Below are 17,489 nucleotides of genomic sequence, written 5' to 3'. Positions count from 1 at the left end.
GAATCGGATCGCGGTTGAATCAACGCGAAGCCCGCGCCGTTCCGGGGCTCGGCACCTTCAGCCCACCCAGTCCCGGCGCAGCGGCTTCACCGCCAGCAGCATCAGCACCGCGGCGATGAGATAGAAAACCAGCGCGCCTAACGTGGCATATTTAAGCGCGTCGCCGCCGCCGAAGCGGTGAGTCATCATATCGGCGGCGACGCCCATCAGGGTCGGCCCGACGCCGATGCCGATCAGGTTGTTGATCAGCAGGAAGCTTGCCGCGGCCGTCGCGCGCATCGGCGCCGGAACGAGGTGCTGGACAGCAGTCGTCACCGGGCCGAGCCAGAGAATGTTCAGGCCATTGGGCAGCAACAGGAAAAGAAAGGCGAGGACCGGCGAATGCGTCGAGATGCCGAGCGCGAACAGCGGCGCGGTGATCATGAACGCGATCGCCGGCAGCTTCGCATAGACGCCGCGATCGGCCTGGCCGAGGCGGTCGGCGAGCCAGCCGCCGAGGAACACGCCGGCACAGCCTCCGACCAGGAACAGGGCGCCGATGAAGCGCGACAGGGTCAACAGGTCGAAATGCAGCGTGGTGGCGAGCACCGAGGGCAGCCACAGAGCCAGCCCATAGCCGCAGAGCGAGCTCATCGAGGCGCCGAGGGCGAGCAGCCAGAAGCTTGGCTTGCGCGCGAGGATGGCGAAGGCGGCGCTGGCCGGTGCCTTGGGGACCGGTTTATCGTACAGGCCGCGCGCTGGCTCGCGCACCGTCAGCCGGAAGATTGGCGCCAGGATCAGGCCGGCCAGGCCGAGCACGATAAATGCCCTCCGCCAGTTGACCGTCGCCGCGATATAGCCGCCGAGCAGCGCTCCTGCCGCGAGACCAAGCGGAATGCCGAGCGAATAGATCGCCAGCGCCCGAGCACGTTCTTTGGGCGGGAAATAATCGGCGATGAAGGCATAGGACGGCGCAACGCCGCCAGCCTCGCCGACGCCCACGCCAAGCCGGCACCAGAACAACATGCTGAAGCTGGTGGCGTAGCCGCACAAAGCGGTGAAGCCGCTCCATACCGCGAGCGACCCCGTAATCACCCAGCTCCGGCTGGTGCGGTCGGCGAGCAGCGCGAGCGGGATGCCGAGCCCGGCATAAAGCACGGCAAAGGCGATTCCGCCCAGCGCACCGAACTCGGTCTTGCTGAGGTTGAGATCGGCGCGGATCGGCCCGGCCAGGATGCCGAGGATCTGCCGGTCGAGGAAGTTGAAGCTGTAGACCAGCAGGAGCATCCCGAGCACAAAAGCCCGATAGCCGGATCCGGTGGTTTGCGGAGGGATCGGGCTGGCGGCGGTGTCGTTGCTCATGGTGATGCCTTCAAAACGAAACGCCGGACGCCCTTCTCGCGGGGCGCCCGGCGCTGCCTAGCCGATAACGATGGTTCGTGCCTCAGAACTTCGCGGTGAAGGTTCCGAACACCTGGCGCGGATTGCCGTAAAAGGCGGTGGCGATGCCCTCCTTGCCGAGGGTCGGAACATAAGGACCATTCGGGACCGGCGCGTTTGCGAGATTGATCGGGTTACCGGCAATATCGGTCCGGATATATTGATAGCCCGCAGTCTTGTAGCGCACGTCCGTCAGGTTCTTACCGTGCACTCCGATCGAATATTTGCCGCCGCTGAAGCTGTAGGTCAGGTGCGCATCCAGCAGCGTATAGCCCGGCTGATCGAGGAACGGGCTTTTCGTCTCGAACTGGTGGGTCAGGCTGCGATAGGAGACCACGGTCGAGGCGTTGAGCGAGCCTGGGCCGACCGGCAGGATCGCCGCCAGTGTGCCCGACATCGTCCAGCTCGGCGTGTTCTGGAAAACGCGGACATTGGCGACGTCAGTGCCGGTGGGGCCGATGAAGCTTTTGTACTTGGCATCGATATAGCCAAGCGTGCCGGTGAAATTGATCGCCGAGCCCGAGCCGGCGAAGTCGCGCGCCAGCTGGGCGTTGGTCTCGAGTTCCACGCCCTTGATCTTCGCCTTGGCGGCATTGGTGGTGATGCCGCAGAAGGACTGGACGCCGCCGATGATGCAGCCGACCGATCCGGGAATCTGAACATCGCTGTAATCGGCATAGAAGCCGTCGAGCGCCCAGGTCAGGCGGCGGTCGAAGACTGCGCCCTTCCAGCCAATCTCGTAGCTCTTCACCGATTCCGGCTTGAACCGCAGGTAATTGTAGATTTCCTGATATGTCGGGACCGTTTCAGTGGCGAGCTTTGGCGCCGAGGTGCCCGAGCCGCGCGGATCGAAGCCGCCGCCCTTGAAGCCTTCCGAATAGGACGCATAGATCATGTGGTTCTCGCTCGGCTTGAAGCTGAGCGACGCCCGGGGCGTGAATTTCTTGAAGTTCGCGACGCCGCGGAAATCGGTCGAGGGTGCGCCAAAGGGCGTCGGGTTGCCGCCGAATTCGGATGTCACGCCGCCGGTATAGCTGGCCTTGAAGATATAGGAGCTGCGCTGGTCCCAGGTGTAGCGTCCGCCGAGCGACAGGCTGAGCTCGGGAATGAAATCATAGGTGAAATCAGCGTAGATCGAGCTCGTCTCAGTGCGCACATCGCCCGCGGTATAGGCGTCGAAAGTCGGGAAAGTCGTCGAGAGCAGCACATCGAAGCCGGTCGAGGCCTTGGCGCCGAGATAGTAGAATCCGACAATGCCGTTGAGCTTGTCGCTCTTGTAGAGCAGCTGGAATTCCTGGCTCGTCTGCGAATTCTTGTAGATCGCCGGCACGTCGACATCCACTGACGGCGTCGAATCGAAATCGATCGGCGTGTAGGAGCGGTCCTTGCGCCAGGCGCTGATGCTGCGCAGCGTCAGATGGTCGGTGAGCTCGGCACTGACCGACATGGAGAGGCCGCCCGCCCAGATATCTTCCTTGGGATTGGCCAGCCCGGCATTGGTGTCATAGACATTGGCGAGCACCGGCGATCCGGTGAGCAGGCCGGGGATCAGGCGATGGCCGTTGCGGGGGGCCGAAGTGTCATGCGTATAGTCGCCGGTGATGCGGACGAAGAGCCGCGAATCGGGCGAAGTGAACTCGACCGTGCCGCGCCCGGCCCAGACACTCTTGTTGTAATTGTCGATGCCGAGATTGAGGTTCCTGCCGAAACCGTCGCGCGTCAGTCGTGCCCCGGAGACGCCGACCCGGAGCATGTCGCCGATCGGGGTCGAGGCGCTGACGATCCCGTCGGCCTGGTTATAGGAGCCGTAGGTGCCCTTGAGATTGACCTCGAGATGGTCGGGCAGCTTCTTCGTCACATATTTGACCGCGCCGCCGATCGTGTTCCGGCCATAGAGCGTGCCCTGCGGCCCGCGCAGGATCTCGATCCGCTCGACATCATAGATATCGAGCACAGCCGCCTGGGGGCGGTTAAGATAAACGTCGTCGAGATAGATGCCGATCCCGGCTTCGAAGCCCGGGACCGGATCCTGCTGGCCGACGCCGCGGATGAAGGCGGCGAGCGTCGAGTTGGTGCCGCGCGCGTCCTTCAGCGTCGTGTTGGGGGTGATGTTCTGGATGTCGGTGAGGTCGGCGGCGCCGATCCGCTCGAGCTTCTCGGCGGTGAAGGCAGTGACCGCGATCGGAACCTTGGACAGGCTTTCCGAGCGCCGACGCGCGGTGACGACGATGTCGCCGGCGCCGCTGGCCGCATCCTGTTCAGCAGCGTTGGCCTGGGCCTGCGAATCGACGGCAGGGGCATCTTGCGCAAAGGCTGGCGCGGCCATCAGCGCGGTGATCGCGGCGCCCGCGTGAAGCCCCGCCTTGAGCAGGCCGCGCGTGGAATTCAGGCGTGTCATGATGATCTCCCCTCCTGCGGCGCCGCTCATTGCGTTCCGGTTTCAAGCCGGGTTGTGCGCCAGTCCAAGGCGCTATACTGAAACATGAACCAGGTTTCAACTTGGGAAAGAAGGGGGACCTGAGAATGGCGGGTGAGCGTGTCGAATCGGCAACGCATTCAGGGCTTTCGGGGCTTTCAGGAAGCGATGCGGCGCGAGCGGCAAGCGAAGGCAAGGCGCCGCGCACTGAACGCGGCCGCAAGACGCTGCGCGCGATTCTCGATGCGGCCGCGATCGAATTCGGTGAGCGCGGCTTTCACGAGGCGTCGATCAGCGGGATCACCCGGCGTGCCGGCGTCGCGCTCGGCAGCTTCTATACCTATTTCGATTCGAAGGACGCGGTGTTCCGCGCGCTGGTCCGTGACATGTCGGATCAGGTCCGCGACTTTGTCGGGCCAGCGATCCGCGCCGCGCCGGATCAGATCGCGGCGGAACGCGCAGGGCTACGGGAGTTCATCGCGTTCGTGCGGGGGCACAAGGAGATCTACCGGATCATCGACGAAGCCGAATTCGTCGATCCCGAAAGCTTCAGGCTCCATTATGCGACAACGGCGGACCGTATCGCGGCGCGTCTGAAGGCCGGTGCAGCCCGCGGTGAGATCCGCGCGGATGTGTCGGACGTCCATGCCTGGGCGATCATGGGGATGAACGTCTTTCTCGGCCTGCGCTACGGCGTGTGGGACGACGAAGCTTCGCCGGATCAGGTGGCGGATGTGGTTGCCGAGATGCTTGCGCGTGGAATCGGGACTAGTCAGGCCTGACCGGCATCCTCGGCAAGCGCCCGCGCGAGCGTGTCGCGTACCGCGCCGACGGCCTCGAGATTAGCCGATCCGACCGCCCCCATAGTCGTCGCGCCATCCAGCCGGGCATCCGGCGCCGCAGCGGCCGGCGCCGTGCGCTTGCGTTCCTCGGACAGCAGTTTCTGCACGCCACGGATCGTATAGCCTTCCTGGTTCAGCAGGCTGTTGATCCGGGCCACCAGGGCGACGTCTTCGGGCCGGTAATAGCGTCGCTTGCCCGCGCGCTGCAGCGGGCGGAGCTGGGGAAAGCGGGTTTCCCAATAGCGCAGGATGTGCTGCGGCAGCCCGGTCTCGCGCGAAAGCTCGCCGATCGTCCGGAACGCGCCAGCCGCCTTGTCGGCCATGCCGGCCATTTTGGTGTTAGTCTGCGCTCACGATGCGGTCGCGCATCATCTGGCTCGCCCGGAAGGTGAGCACACGACGCGGTGCGATCGGCACTTCGATGCCCGTCTTCGGGTTGCGCCCGACGCGTTCGCCCTTGTCGCGCAACACGAAGGTGCCGAAGCCCGAGATCTTGACGTTCTCGCCCTTCGACAGGGCCTCGCACATATGGCCGAGGACTTGCTCAACCAGTTTTGCCGAATCGGCGCGCGAAAGCCCCACCTGATGGTGAAGCGCTTCCGCCAGATCAGCTCTCGTCAACGTGCCCATAGGCGCCATAATACCCCTCCCCAAAGGTGGCAGGTATTCATGCTAACACAATGAGGCAGCGCCCGGAAAGTCTTTTGTTACAGTTTCGAAACAGGGCGGCGAACAAAATTACAGTTTAATGACTTTGTCAATAAGGTAGAGCGGCCGTGTTTCGACGGAATGCAGCTCGGCCTAGAGTCATTGTGGTCGCGTGCTTGTTTGCGAATAGCCGAATTCCACCTATTCGCGGCGCGCCCTAAAGCCTGACGACCGCCGCGCCCCAGGTGAAGCCGCCGCCCATTGCTTCGAGCACGATCAGCTGGCCGGGCCTGATCCGCCCGTCGCGGACGGCGGTATCGAGCGCGAGCGGCACTGAGGCGGCCGATGTATTGGCGTGCTGATCGACCGTCACCACCACCTGAGCCGGATCGAGCCCGAGCTTGCGCGCGGTTGCATCGAGGATCCGAGCATTGGCCTGGTGTGGCACCACCCAATCGACATCGGAGGTGGTGAGCCCAGCGACCGAGAGCGTTTCGTTCATGACCGCGGCGAGATTGACGACCGCGTGGCGGAAAACCTCGCGGCCCTTCATCCTCAGCTTGCCGACGGTGCCGGTGGTCGATGGCCCGCCATCGACATAGAGCAGCTCATTATGGCGCCCATCGGCATGAAGCCTGGTCGCCAGAACACCGCGCGCACCGTCGGTTTCGCCCTCGAGCACGATCGCGCCGGCACCGTCGCCGAACAGCACGCAGGTGCCGCGATCCTCCCAGTCAAGGATCCGGCTGAAGGTCTCGGCGCCGATCACCAGCGCCTTGCGGTGTGCGCCGGCCCGAATCATGCTGTCGGCGACCTGAAGCGCATAGAGAAAACCCGAGCAGACCGCAGCGACGTCGAACGCGACGCAATCGTCAATGCCGAGCATTGCCTGCACCTTGGTGGCGCTGGCGGGGAAGGTCTGGTCGGGCGTCGCGGTCGCGAGGACGATCAGGTCGATATCCTGCGCGCTCCGGCCGGCGGCGGCGAGGGCAGCCTTGGCCGCATCGGCGGCGAGCGTCGCCGTGGTCTCGTCGGGGCCTGCGATATGGCGGAAGCGGATGCCGGTGCGCTCGACGATCCATTCGTCGGAGGTGTCGACGGTCTCGGCAAGTTCGGCATTGGAAACGCGCCGGACCGGAAGTGCGGAGCCGGTACCGGTAATCGCCGATCGAATCATGCAGCCTTCGCTTCGAAATTGCCGAGATCGTCGCTGATCCGACGGGTCAGATCGTCGCGCACCATCTTTGCCGCGGCGGCGATCGCCGTCGCGACGCCGAGCTCGGTCGCGCCGCCATGGCTCTTCACGACAATGCCGTTCAGCCCCAGAAAGACAGCGCCATTGTGGATATTAGGGTCGAGATGGTGGCGCAGCAGCTCGGTCGCCGGCTTGGAGATCAGGAAGCCGATCTTCGACCGGAGCGAGCTGCGAAACGCGCGCTTGAGCAGGTCGCCGACGAATCGCGCGGTGCCCTCAGCCGTCTTAAGCGCGATATTGCCCGAGAAACCATCGCACACGATCACATCGACATCGCCGCGCGAGAGGCGATCGCCTTCGATGAAGCCGGTGAAGGTCAGCGGCAAATGCGTGGCTGCCTTGATGGTCTTCGCTGCCTCACGAATCTCGTCAGTGCCCTTCTGGTCCTCGCTGCCGATATTGAGCAGCGCGACGCGGGGCGAGGCGAGATCGAGGGTCGTGCGGGCATAAGCGGCGCCCATGACGGCGAACTGGACGAGGTTGCGCGCATCGCATTCGGTATTCGCACCGAGATCGAGCACCACGACATCATTGTCGCCAAGCGTCGGCAGCATCGCGGCGAGCGCTGGACGATCGATACCCGGCAGCATCCGCAGCGACAGCAATCCCATTGCCATCAATGCCCCGGTATTACCCGAAGAGACGGCGGCGCCGGCGCGGCCCTGCTTCACCATGTCGATGGCGACGCCCATCGAGGTGGTCTTGGCGCGGCGAATCGCCTGAGTCGGCTTCTCGCTCGACCCGACGACCTCAGGGGCGTGGACGATCTCGCTATGCGCGGTGAGGTTCGGGTGGCTCTTCAGCCCCTCGGTGATCTGCGCCTCGTCCCCGACCAGGATGAAGCGCATGTCGGGGAAGCGCCGACGCGCGCGCGCGACGCCGGCCAGCATCACGGCCAGCCCTTCGTCGCCGCCCATCGCATCGACGGCGATCCGGGAGCTGTTCGACACGCGGCTGGCCCCCCTTTCCTGTACTGTCGAGCTCAGCCTTCGACCGAGACGATCTCGCGGCCATTATAATGGCCACAAGAGGTGCACAGGTTATGCGGGCGCTTCAGTTCGCCGCAGTTCGGGCACTCCTGATACGCATCCGCGCTGATCGAGTCGTGGCTGCGGCGCATGCCGCGCTTGGACGGCGAAGTCTTTCGTTTTGGGACGGCCATTTCGGCGAAACCTTGTTCTTGTCTGGATCACAGCGCGACTACGCCCGGACAGGCACCAGCGCAACCGACGCTTCCGTCAGCCGCGGTTGGCACCGGCGGCCGGACGCATCGCGAAGCGTGGCGCTATAGCGATTTGGCCGCGCGTTGCAAGCACGGCGAAGGACTGGCACGGTCGCTCAACAATAAAAGGGAGAGCGATGATGGGAATGACCCTGCTGCCGATTACGCTGACGACCGCCGGCGCGACGGCGCTGATCGCCTTCTGGCTGGCGATGCGCACGGGCGGCGCACGGCGCGCGGCGAAGGTCAGCATCGGCGATGGCGGCGATCCCGCCCTGATCTGCCGCATGCGCGCCCAGGCCAATTTCACGGAGTATGCGCCCTTCGTCCTGATTCTGATTGCGCTCATCGAATTCAGCACGGGCACCTCGACCTGGCTCTGGGTCGCGAGCGCTGCCTTTCTGATCGCGCGAATCGCTCATCCGCTCGGAATGGACGGCCTGAAGGGCGGACGGACGCTCGGCACCGTGCTGACCTTCCTGCTGCTCATCGGCCTTGGGCTGTATGCAATCAGCCTGCCGCTGCTTGCGAAACATGATCCCGCACCGAAAGAAATCGAAACCGTCGTTCCGGCTGGCTGACTTAGAGTATGTTTTAGTAAGACGGCACCAGCCCGCTCCCCCACCCGGCCTCCCATTCAGTTTATTCTGTGGGAGGCCGGGTGGGGGAGCGGGCGGAGCCGCCTAAGGTTCTGGCGATGCGTAGCATCGTTGGAAAGGCGGCGCAGGGTGGTGCCGTCTCAGCGAAGCTGCAACTCTAGGCCGCCATCGCGCGGTCGCTGACGAACATATTGTGCCGCCGCTCATGCGCGAAGGTGCTGGCCGGGCCATGGCCGGGGATGAAGGCGGTCTCGTCGCCGAGCGGCCAGAGCTTTTCGACGATCGAGCGCAGCAGATCCTGATGATTGCCCTGCGGAAAGTCGCTGCGCCCGACTGAGCCCTGGAACAGCACGTCGCCGACCAGCGCCAGTTTCGATGGCGCATGGTGGAAGATCACATGGCCGGGCGTGTGCCCCGGCGTGTGATAGACGTCGAGCGTCAGGTTGCCGACGGTGACGGTGTCGCCCTCGACCAGCCAGCGGTCGGGTTCGAACACGACGCCGCGAATGCCATATTGCTTGCCGTCATCCTCGAGTCGCGCGATCCAGAAGCGATCGGCTTCGTGCGGGCCTTCGATCGGCACGCCATATTCCTCGGCGAGCGGCTTGGCCTCCCCGCAATGGTCGATATGGCCATGGGTCAGGATGATCTTTTCGACCGTCACGCCGTGCTGAAGCGCGGCAGCGCGCAGCTTGGGCAGGTCGCCGCCGGGATCGACAAAGGCGCCGCGCATAGTCGCGGTGCACCAGATCAGCGTGCAATTCTGCTGGAGCGGCGTGACCGGCACGATCGCAGCGCGAAGCGGGTGAATAGTCATGATCGCGAGGTAAGCGCCGACTCGCTTTCGGGCAAGCATGGTTTCGGGCGGCACGGGGTTGCCGATTGCGAACGGGGACTGCATCTGCGGATTGCCGATGCACCTCGATCTTGCCTCCCCCTTCGTCCTGCTCGACGATGCCCGCCCCGGCGCGGCACCGGCCCTGCTCTATCGGGCGCCGGTGCGGACGATTCGGGTCGATCGACAGGATGCGGTGCTGGCGGCCCTCGCCGAACTCCGCGACGCCCGCGCCGCCGGGCTGCATGCCGCGGGCTATCTGGCCTATGAGGCCGGCGCGGCATTCGAGCCCCGGCTGCAGTCAGCGCCCGTAACAGGCACGCCTTTGCTCTGGTTCGGTCTGTTCGAGCGCTATGACGAAATCGCGCCCGATGATGTTCCCGGGCTGCTGCCCGATCCCGCCGGTTGCTGGATCGGCGCGCCGGAGCCGGAAATCGACCGCGCGACCTATGAGGCGCAGCTGGAACGCGTGCTCTCGCTGATCGCTGCAGGCGACATCTACCAGGCCAATCTCACCTATCGGGCCAAGGCGCGCTTTATCGGCAATCCGCTTGCGCTCTACGCCCAGCTCAGGCCCCAGGCGCGCGCCGGTTATGGCGCGATCGTCTCGACAGGCGCGGAACTGCTGCTGTCTTTCTCGCCCGAGCTGTTCTTCGCGCTTCAGGGCGGCGCGCTCACCGCCCGGCCGATGAAGGGCACTGCGCGTCGCGGTGCCACGGCCGCGGAAGATGCCGCGCTTGCCGCAATGCTGCGCACCGATATCAAGCAGCGCGCGGAAAATCTGATGATCGTCGATCTCATGCGCAACGATCTCACCCGGATCGCGCAGCCCGGCAGCGTGGCGGTGCCTGACCTGTTCACCGTCGAAACCTATCCGACGCTCCACCAGATGGTCTCGACCGTCACCGCCGATCTCGCGCCCGACAAGGATGCGATCGACGTGATTGCAGCGCTCTTCCCTTGCGGTTCGATCACGGGTGCGCCCAAGATACGCGCGATGGAGATCATATCCGAGATCGAGTCGGGTGCCGGGCGCGGTGCCTATACCGGAGCGATCGGATCGCTGGACGCGAATGGCGACGCGCTGTTCAATGTCGCGATCCGGACGCTGTCGATCCAGGCAGAGGGCAGCGATGCCATGTTCGGTGCCGGCGGTGGCATCGTCGCCGATTCGCGCGGTGAGGAGGAATGGGATGAGGCACGCGCCAAGGGTGCGTTTCTGACGGCGGGCGAGCGCCGCTTCGACCTGATCGAGACGATGGCGTTCGATCCGGAGCATGGCCTGCCGCGGCTGGAACGCCATCTCGAGCGGATGAAGGCGAGCGCCAATCTGTTCGGCTTCGCCTTTGATCGCCACGGTGCTCGCAACGAACTCCAGGCCGCGACCTTCCGGCTGCGCGAGCCGAAGCGCGTGCGGCTGCTTCTGGCGAAGAGCGGCGCGATCGCGATCGAGGTTTCGCCCATGCCGGGAACGCCGGCCGGACGGGTCCCGGTGGTGCTGGTGCCGCTGCCGGTTGATGCGCGCGATTTCCGCCTCTGCCACAAGACCACCGATCGCGGCTTTTACGATTCGGCACGGAACGGGCATTTCGAAGTGCTATTTACCGATCCCGCCGGCTTTCTCACTGAAGGCAGCTTCACGTCGCTTTTTGTCGAGCGCGATGGGAGGTTGATTACCCCGCCGCTCGCGCGTGGGCTGCTCCCCGGGATATTGCGGCGCGATCTGATCGAGTCAGGCCGCGCGGTCGAAGGCGATCTGACCCCGGCCGATCTCGAGGACGGTTTTTTTGTCGGCAACGCCCTTCGCGGGCTGATTCCGGCAATTGTTGCGGTTGCGAACGGAAGCAAGCCGGGTCTATAGCCGCGCCGCTCCCCGACCCAAAGGCGCTTACCCATGCAACCATCCGCCGCGCTCGCGCGAATCAAGCCCTCGCCCACGCTCGCGATCACGACTCGCGTGCTTGAACTGCAGCGCGCCGGCGTCGACGTGATCGGCCTGGGTGCCGGCGAGCCCGATTTCGACACGCCCGAGTTCATCAAGGAAGCCGGCATCAAGGCGATCCGCGACGGCCAGACAAAATATACCAACGTCGACGGCACGCCCGAGCTGAAGGACGCGGTGATCCTGAAGTTCAAGCGCGACAATGGCCTGACCTATACGCGCGACCAGATCACGATCAACGCGGGCGGCAAGCACACCTTGTTCAACGCAATGGTCGCGACGATCGATCCGGGCGACGAGGTGATCGTGCCGGCGCCTTATTGGGTGAGCTATCCCGATGTCGTGCTGTTCGCCAATGGCACCCCGGTGTTCGTCGCGGCGGGTGCCGATCAGGGTTACAAGCTGCGGCCAGAGCAGCTCGAAGCCGCGATCACCCCGAGAACGAAATGGGTGATCCTCAACTCGCCATCGAACCCGACCGGGGCTGCTTATACGGCCGCCGAGCTCAAGGCGCTCGGCGAAGTGTTCGAGCGCCATCCGCATGTCTGGATCTTCGCTGACGATATGTACGAGCATATCATCTATGATGGTTTCGAGTTCGCGACGATCGCGCAGGTCTGCCCTTCCCTCTACGAGCGCACGCTGACGGCGAACGGCTGTTCCAAGGCCTATGCGATGACTGGTTGGCGGATCGGTTTCGCCGGCGGCGCGCCCTGGCTGATCAAGGCGATGATGAAGCTGCAGTCGCAATCGACCTCGAACCCCTGTTCGATCGCACAGGCCGCCTCGGTCGCCGCGCTCACCGGAGACCAGTCCTTCCTCAAGGACCATGCCGCCCTGTTCCAGTCGCGGCGCGATCTTGTCGTGTCGATGCTGAACCAGGCGAACGGCATCACCTGCCCCCGCCCCGAAGGCGCCTTCTACGTCTATCCGGAATTCTCGGCGCTGATCGGCAAATCGACCCCCAAGGGCGTGTTGATCGATACCGACGAGGCGATGGTCGCCTATCTGCTCGACGAAGCGAAGGTCGCGGCGGTGCAGGGCGCGGCGTTCGGCCTCTCGCCGGCAATGCGGATCAGCTACGCGACCTCGGAAGAACTGCTCCGCGAAGCATGCGAGCGCATCCAGACGGCCTGCGCGGCCGTACGATAAAAAGGGTCAGGTCCCGTTCACCCGAACGAGGCCAGAGCCGCTTGGCAATTCAAGGTTGTGTTCCGATGCGCTCGTTCATGAAAGCAGGATTCTTTTGGCAGTTCGCGGGCGGCTTCGCGCTGGGCGCGGTTGCCTTGCTGGTTTTCCAGCCCGCCTCCGCGACCAGGACGCTTGCGACCAATATAGCGACGGCAGCGCACCTCGGGCGCTGACGCGTCCCTTTCAGTTCAGGCGAGAATCCCTACATCTGCCATCGATGCCCATCGAAAGGCGACTGATGCTCAAGACCTTGTTTGCCACTGCCGCCGCGGCGGGAATCGCTGTCGTCGCCTTGAGCGGTGGCGTCGCGAATGCCGAACGCGCGGTCCCGATCCCGGCGGCGCTCCAGGATGTGCCCAAGGCATCCGGGTCGCAGACAGCTGTGTTCGCGGGCGGCTGTTTCTGGGGCATGGAAGCGGTGTTCGAGCATGTGAAGGGTGTCCGCGCGGTGACCGCCGGCTATGCCGGTGGCACTGCCGATACCGCGACCTATGATCAGGTCAGCAGCGAGACGACCCGCCACGCCGAGGCGGTCAGGATCGTCTATGATCCGAACCAGGTCAGCTACGCGACGCTGCTGCGCGTCTATTTCTCGGTGGCGCATGATCCGACCGAGCTCAATCGTCAGGGGCCGGACAGCGGCACAAGCTATCGCTCGGCGATCTTCCCGCAGAACGCTGCACAACGCGCGGTCGCCGCAGCGTACATCGCGCAACTCGGCAAGGCCCATGTGTTTCCCGCACCGATCATGACCAGGCTGGAGAGCGGCAACTTCTTCCCGGCCGAGGCCTATCACCAGCACTTCTTCGACCGGAACCCGCGCCACCCCTATATCGTCCGGTGGGACAAGCCGAAGGTTGCGGCGTTCAAGGAAGGTTTCCCGGCGCTGGCGCGTTAAAAGATAAGCCCCTCCCCTTCAGGGGAGGGGCTCTATCTATCAGGCGGCAAGCCTGAACCGCAGCAACCGGTCCTCGACCGGGATGAGCGCCTCCGCCCCGGCACCCACGGCTCGGATGATCTCGGGATGTGCGGCATCGAGCCCCCCGGTGAGCGCGCCAAAGGCAGGCAGAACCAGTTTGGTGGGCGTCGTGACGAAGCAGCGCCTCGAGACCTGTCGCCCACGCACCCGCACCCGCAGCTTGGGATGGAAATGGCCTGACAGTTCGGGCCGCGTCTCGCGTCGCTCGGCTTCGTGGCGCAGCACCAGTCCGTCGACAAATGCCTCCTCCGAGACTTCGCCACCGCACCGGTCGATCACTGGATCGTGATTGCCGGTAATCCAGACCCAGCGCCTCGTGGAGGTCAGTGCACGCAACATCTCCTGCGCCTTCGCACCGAGTCGCTCGCAGCCGGCAGAATCGTGGAAGCTGTCGCCAAGGCACCAGATTTCGGCGGCTTGGGTGCCATCGGCGATCAGCGTCAGCGCGGCGAGCGTCGCGATCGAATCATAAGGCGGCAGCATCTGGCCGTGCCCCGCGAACCAGCTCGCCTTCTCGAAATGCAGGTCGGCGACCAGCAGGGCACGCCGCGCCGGCCAGAAAAGCGCGCCCTCGGGCAGCGCGAGGAGATCATGGCCAGCGAACGAAAAGGGAACCATGGCTTGCTATGCCGGGTTCGGCACCCCAGATCAACGGCAAGATCAAACAGGTTGCGGCAGTGCAACAAAAGCGCTTGCGCTCGTCTGCAACAGGCGTAAAGCGCGCCGTCCTTTCCGGCAGGCCAAATTCACTCATGTCGTCCGACAGCGAAACGCCAGTACATCCGGCGGGTCCCCATCCCATGATGCTGGCGCTCACCGTGGGCGCGATCGGCGTCGTGTTCGGCGATATTGGCACCAGCCCGCTTTATGCTTTTCGCGAGGCGCTTGCCTTGTCGGCGGGCGATGGCCTTGATCCGGGCGAGATTCTCGGCGTGTTGAGCCTGACGCTCTGGTCGCTGATTCTCGTCGTCACCGTCAAATATGTCATCTTCCTGATGCGCGCCGACAATCAGGGCGAAGGCGGCGTTCTCGCGCTCACCGCACTGGCCAGGCGGGCGCTGGGGCGGCGATCGGTGATCGCGCTCGTGCTCGGCGCGGCCGGGGCAGCCCTGTTCTACGGCGATGCGATCATCACGCCGGCGCTGTCGGTGCTGTCAGCGGTCGAAGGCTTGCGCACGATTCCGGGAGCGGGCGATATCGTCGGTCCCGATACGATCCTGTTCCTGACGATCGCGATCCTGATTGCCCTGTTCGTGATCCAGGCGCGCGGCACGGCGCATGTCTCGAAACTGTTCGGCCCGGTCTGCATCCTCTGGTTCCTGACGATCGGCGGGCTCGGCCTCTGGCATATCTGGGACGAGCCCTCGATCCTGCGCGTGTTCCTCCCCTGGTATGGCGGGGCGTTCCTCGCGACTCACGGCATTACCGGTTTGTTCGTGCTCGGCGCGGTATTCCTGACGGTGACGGGCGCCGAAGCGCTGACAGCCGATATGGGCCATTTCGGTCCCGCGCCGATCCGGCTCGGCTGGTTCGCGCTCGTCTTCCCCTCGCTGCTGCTCAACTATCTTGGCCAGGGCGCGTTCGCGCTCAACGCGCTCGAGGCGGCGGCCGCTGCCCATCGCCCCTTTGCCAATCAGGACTGGTTCTTCCTGATGGCGCCCGAGAATCTACGCCCATGGCTGATCGCCCTCGCCATGCTGGCGACGGTCATCGCCAGCCAGGCAGTGATCACCGGCGCCTATTCGCTGACTCAGCAGGCGATCCAGCTCGGCCTTCTGCCGCGCCTGCGCGTCCGCCAGACCTCGGCGTCGCATTCCGGGCAGATCTATCTTCCCGCGATCAACTGGCTGTTGCTGGTCGGCGTGCTCGTGCTGGTGATCCAGTTCCGCAATTCCTCGGCGATGGCGGCGGCCTATGGGATTGCGGTGACCGGAACGATGGTCGTCACCACCTGCCTTGCCTATATCGTCGCTCGGCATCGCTGGAACTGGCGCCGCCCGGTTGCGATCGCGGTGATCCTGCCCTTCCTGGCGCTCGACCTGATCTTCTTCGGCGCGAATATCCTGCGCGTCGTCGAGGGCGGCTGGGTGCCGCTGGTCGTGGCGGCGGCGATCGGCCTGCTGATCTCGACCTGGGTCCGCGGGCGCGGCATCGTCCGCGCGTTCGAGCAACGCCAGAGCGTGCCGCTCGCCGATCTTGCCGCCGCGCTTGCCAGGCGGCCGCCCGAGCGGGTCGAGGGCACGGCCGTATTCCTCACCGCCAACCCGGAAAGCGCGCCGGGTGCGCTGCTCCATAATCTGAAGCACAACAAGGTGCTCCATGAGCGCAACCTGATCGTCAGCATCCGCACGGCGGACCGACCCTCGGTGCCGCCCGAGGAGCGCGCGAAGATGACGCCGGTCGACGATAATTTCAGCGCGATCGTGCTGACCTATGGTTTCATGGAATCGCCCGACGTGCCGCGCGACCTCGGCCTGGAACAGGCTGGCGAACGCAAGCTGCTCAACCCCGCCAAGACGAGCTATTTCATCGGCCGCAACACGATCAAGCCGGCGGCCGACCAGGGCATGCCGCTCTGGCAGGATCGGATCTTCATGTTCCTGCAGCGCAATGCGAGCGACCCGACCGATTTCCTGCGCATCCCGCCGGGCAAGGTGCTGGAGCTGGGCGAACAGGTGACCGTTTAGGCGCCGCAGGCGCCTGAACGGGCCCCTACCCTACCCAGCATATGCCTTGATCAGATCGAACAGATAGTCGCGCCCGTCATAGAGCGACTTCACCCGAATCCTCTCGTTCAGACCGTGGATCCCGTTGAAATCGCCGTCGACGAAGATACCCGGCGCGCCATAGACGGGAATGCCGATCGCCTCGAGGAAGATGCCGTCCGTGGCACCGGTCGACATCAGCGGCAGCAAGGGCAATCCGGGGAAATGCTTCGCCGCGACAGCCTGGGCCGGCCCGACGATCTTCGGGTCGAGCGTCGGCGGGATCGCGGTTGGGCGGATCGGCTGATTTGCGGTGACCTTCACCTTTGGCCCGGCCAGCGTCTTCAGCGTTGCCAGGGTTTCTTCGACCGTCTCACCTGGAAAGATGCGGCAATTCACATTTGCGGTCGCACGCTGCGGCAAGGCGTTTTCGGCATGGCCGGCGCTCAGCAGGGTCGCGACGCAGGTCGTGCGTAGCGTTGAGTTCATCGCCTTGTCTCGGCTGAGCATTGCGCCAGCGTCCTTGTCGCGTGGATTGGCGAGCAGGCGCTTGATCGCATCACCGACCGGGCCGGCATTCGCGGCTGCGGTCGCCGTGAAGAAAGCGCGCGTCGTGTCAGTGAAGCGGACCGGGAATTCATGCGTGCGCACTGCCTGGAGGGCATCGGCGAGTTCGTAGATCGCGTTTTCGGGCGTCGGCTGCGAGCTGTGGCCGCCGGGGTTGGTCGTCTCGAACGTATAATTCTGCGCCGCCTTCTCACCGACCTGCAGCGCAAGCAATTGCGGCTTGCCCCCCTCGCCGCTGCGTCCGCCGCCGCCTTCGTTGAGCGCGAATTCGGCGGCGATCAGATCGGGGCGGTTCTGGGCCAGCCACTGCGCGCCATCGAACGCGAAGGTCGTCTCCTCGCCGCAGGTCAGCGCGAGCTTGATCGTCCGCTTCGGCTTGTATCCGCTGGTCTTGAAGCGGATCATCGAATCCGCCCACACCGCGACCATCGCCTTGTCGTCGACGGCGCCGCGGGCATAATAATAGCCGCCTTCCTCGATCAGCTTGAAGGGGTCGCGCACCCAATCCTCGCGCTTCGCTTCCACGACATCGAGATGGCCGAGCAACAGCATCGGTTTGGCCCGCTTGTCCGATCCGGGGAGGATCGCGACGATACCGCCTTCCTTCGGATGGTCGGGCACGGAGAAAAGCGTGATATCCCGGTCGGCAAAGCCAGCGGCTTTAAGGCGGGCGCCGATCTGCGCTGCTGCCTGGGTACAACTGCCGACCGACAGCGATGTGTTGGTTTCGATCAGCTGCTTGTAGAGCTCGAAAAACGCCTGCTGGTCGGGACGGAGCGCCTGCGCGGACGCGGCGAGAGGTTGCGCGGCAATCCAGACAGCCGTCAGTCGTGCCATCGCCCGGTAAAAACGCCGCATTGTCAGCCCCT

The 17,489-nt window shown here is 64.7% G+C and carries 17 protein-coding genes; 7 read left to right on the top strand and 10 right to left on the bottom strand.

Going from position 1 to position 17,489, the window contains the following annotated elements:
- Positions 1 to 57: 57 nt before the first annotated feature.
- Positions 58 to 1,341 (bottom strand): spinster family MFS transporter, encoded by a 1,284-nt coding sequence (locus AC1DVS_RS01880; RefSeq protein ID WP_478019761.1) that lies wholly within the window; start codon positions 1,339 to 1,341, stop codon positions 58 to 60.
- A gap of 82 nt (positions 1,342 to 1,423) precedes the next feature.
- Positions 1,424 to 3,817 carry a TonB-dependent receptor gene (locus AC1DVS_RS01875; RefSeq protein ID WP_478019759.1) on the bottom strand — a complete coding sequence of 798 codons (2,394 nt, stop codon included), beginning with the start codon at positions 3,815 to 3,817 and terminating at the stop codon, positions 1,424 to 1,426.
- Between the two features lie 125 nt (positions 3,818 to 3,942).
- Here AC1DVS_RS01875 and AC1DVS_RS01870 point away from each other — a divergent pair, with 125 nt between their 5' ends.
- Positions 3,943 to 4,617, top strand: a complete 675-nt coding sequence (locus AC1DVS_RS01870; RefSeq protein ID WP_478019757.1) for a TetR/AcrR family transcriptional regulator — start codon at positions 3,943 to 3,945, stop codon at positions 4,615 to 4,617.
- Here AC1DVS_RS01870 and AC1DVS_RS01865 read toward each other — a convergent pair.
- The 5 genes from AC1DVS_RS01865 to rpmF form a co-directional block, all read right to left on the bottom strand.
- Positions 4,608 to 5,009: a MerR family transcriptional regulator gene (locus tag AC1DVS_RS01865; RefSeq protein ID WP_478019755.1), complete on the bottom strand. Its 402-nt coding sequence runs from the start codon at positions 5,007 to 5,009 to the stop codon at positions 4,608 to 4,610. The two genes, AC1DVS_RS01870 and AC1DVS_RS01865, sit on opposite strands and share 10 nt — an antisense overlap.
- Before the next feature lie 7 nt (positions 5,010 to 5,016).
- Positions 5,017 to 5,316 carry an integration host factor subunit alpha gene (locus AC1DVS_RS01860; protein WP_478019753.1) on the bottom strand — a complete coding sequence of 100 codons (300 nt, stop codon included), beginning with the start codon at positions 5,314 to 5,316 and terminating at the stop codon, positions 5,017 to 5,019.
- Positions 5,317 to 5,542: 226 nt separating this feature from the next.
- Entirely contained in the window at positions 5,543 to 6,502 is a 960-nt protein-coding gene (locus tag AC1DVS_RS01855) for a beta-ketoacyl-ACP synthase III (protein ID WP_478019751.1), read from the bottom strand.
- Entirely contained in the window at positions 6,499 to 7,530 is a 1,032-nt protein-coding gene (gene plsX / locus AC1DVS_RS01850; protein ID WP_478019749.1) for a phosphate acyltransferase PlsX, read from the bottom strand. The genes AC1DVS_RS01855 and plsX overlap by 4 nt, the downstream gene beginning before the upstream one ends.
- Positions 7,531 to 7,562: 32 nt before the next feature.
- Positions 7,563 to 7,742, bottom strand: a complete 180-nt coding sequence (gene rpmF / locus AC1DVS_RS01845) for a 50S ribosomal protein L32 (RefSeq protein WP_478019748.1) — start codon at positions 7,740 to 7,742, stop codon at positions 7,563 to 7,565.
- Positions 7,743 to 7,942: 200 nt separating this feature from the next.
- Between rpmF and AC1DVS_RS01840 the strand changes: the two genes are divergently transcribed.
- Positions 7,943 to 8,383 carry an MAPEG family protein gene (locus AC1DVS_RS01840; RefSeq protein WP_478019746.1) on the top strand — a complete coding sequence of 147 codons (441 nt, stop codon included), beginning with the start codon at positions 7,943 to 7,945 and terminating at the stop codon, positions 8,381 to 8,383.
- A 175-nt stretch (positions 8,384 to 8,558) separates the two neighbouring features.
- Here the strand turns inward: AC1DVS_RS01840 and AC1DVS_RS01835 are convergent, their stop codons facing one another.
- A complete protein-coding gene (locus AC1DVS_RS01835; RefSeq protein WP_478019744.1) occupies positions 8,559 to 9,218 on the bottom strand; it encodes an MBL fold metallo-hydrolase in 660 nt (219 codons plus the stop codon).
- Between the two features lie 97 nt (positions 9,219 to 9,315).
- Between AC1DVS_RS01835 and pabB the strand changes: the two genes are divergently transcribed.
- The 4 genes from pabB to msrA all read left to right on the top strand — a co-directional run bounded on the left by pabB (position 9,316) and on the right by msrA (position 13,267).
- The gene (pabB, locus tag AC1DVS_RS01830; protein ID WP_478019742.1) at positions 9,316 to 11,097 is read left to right on the top strand and encodes an aminodeoxychorismate synthase component I; all 1,782 of its coding nucleotides are present in this window, start codon (positions 9,316 to 9,318) and stop codon (positions 11,095 to 11,097) included.
- Positions 11,098 to 11,130: 33 nt separating this feature from the next.
- Positions 11,131 to 12,330, top strand: coding sequence for a pyridoxal phosphate-dependent aminotransferase (locus AC1DVS_RS01825; protein WP_478019740.1), 1,200 nt, complete (start codon positions 11,131 to 11,133; stop codon positions 12,328 to 12,330).
- 77 nt (positions 12,331 to 12,407) lie between these two features.
- Positions 12,408 to 12,542, top strand: coding sequence for a hypothetical protein (locus tag AC1DVS_RS01820; RefSeq protein ID WP_478019738.1), 135 nt, complete (start codon positions 12,408 to 12,410; stop codon positions 12,540 to 12,542).
- A 65-nt stretch (positions 12,543 to 12,607) separates the two neighbouring features.
- Positions 12,608 to 13,267, top strand: a complete 660-nt coding sequence (msrA, locus tag AC1DVS_RS01815; RefSeq protein WP_478021209.1) for a peptide-methionine (S)-S-oxide reductase MsrA — start codon at positions 12,608 to 12,610, stop codon at positions 13,265 to 13,267.
- 39 nt (positions 13,268 to 13,306) lie between these two features.
- Here the strand turns inward: msrA and pdeM are convergent, their stop codons facing one another.
- Complete coding sequence (gene pdeM, locus AC1DVS_RS01810; protein WP_478019736.1) at positions 13,307 to 13,966, bottom strand: ligase-associated DNA damage response endonuclease PdeM; 660 nt, start codon at positions 13,964 to 13,966, stop codon at positions 13,307 to 13,309.
- 134 nt (positions 13,967 to 14,100) lie between these two features.
- Between pdeM and AC1DVS_RS01805 the strand changes: the two genes are divergently transcribed.
- Entirely contained in the window at positions 14,101 to 16,035 is a 1,935-nt protein-coding gene (locus tag AC1DVS_RS01805) for a potassium transporter Kup (protein ID WP_478019734.1), read from the top strand.
- A gap of 30 nt (positions 16,036 to 16,065) precedes the next feature.
- Here the strand turns inward: AC1DVS_RS01805 and AC1DVS_RS01800 are convergent, their stop codons facing one another.
- Positions 16,066 to 17,478: a M20/M25/M40 family metallo-hydrolase gene (locus tag AC1DVS_RS01800; protein WP_478019732.1), complete on the bottom strand. Its 1,413-nt coding sequence runs from the start codon at positions 17,476 to 17,478 to the stop codon at positions 16,066 to 16,068.
- Positions 17,479 to 17,489 lie beyond the last annotated feature (11 nt).

Source organism: Sphingomonas sp. P3_C5, assembly GCF_056402635.1.
This window is presented reverse-complemented; position numbering and strand designations above follow the sequence as displayed.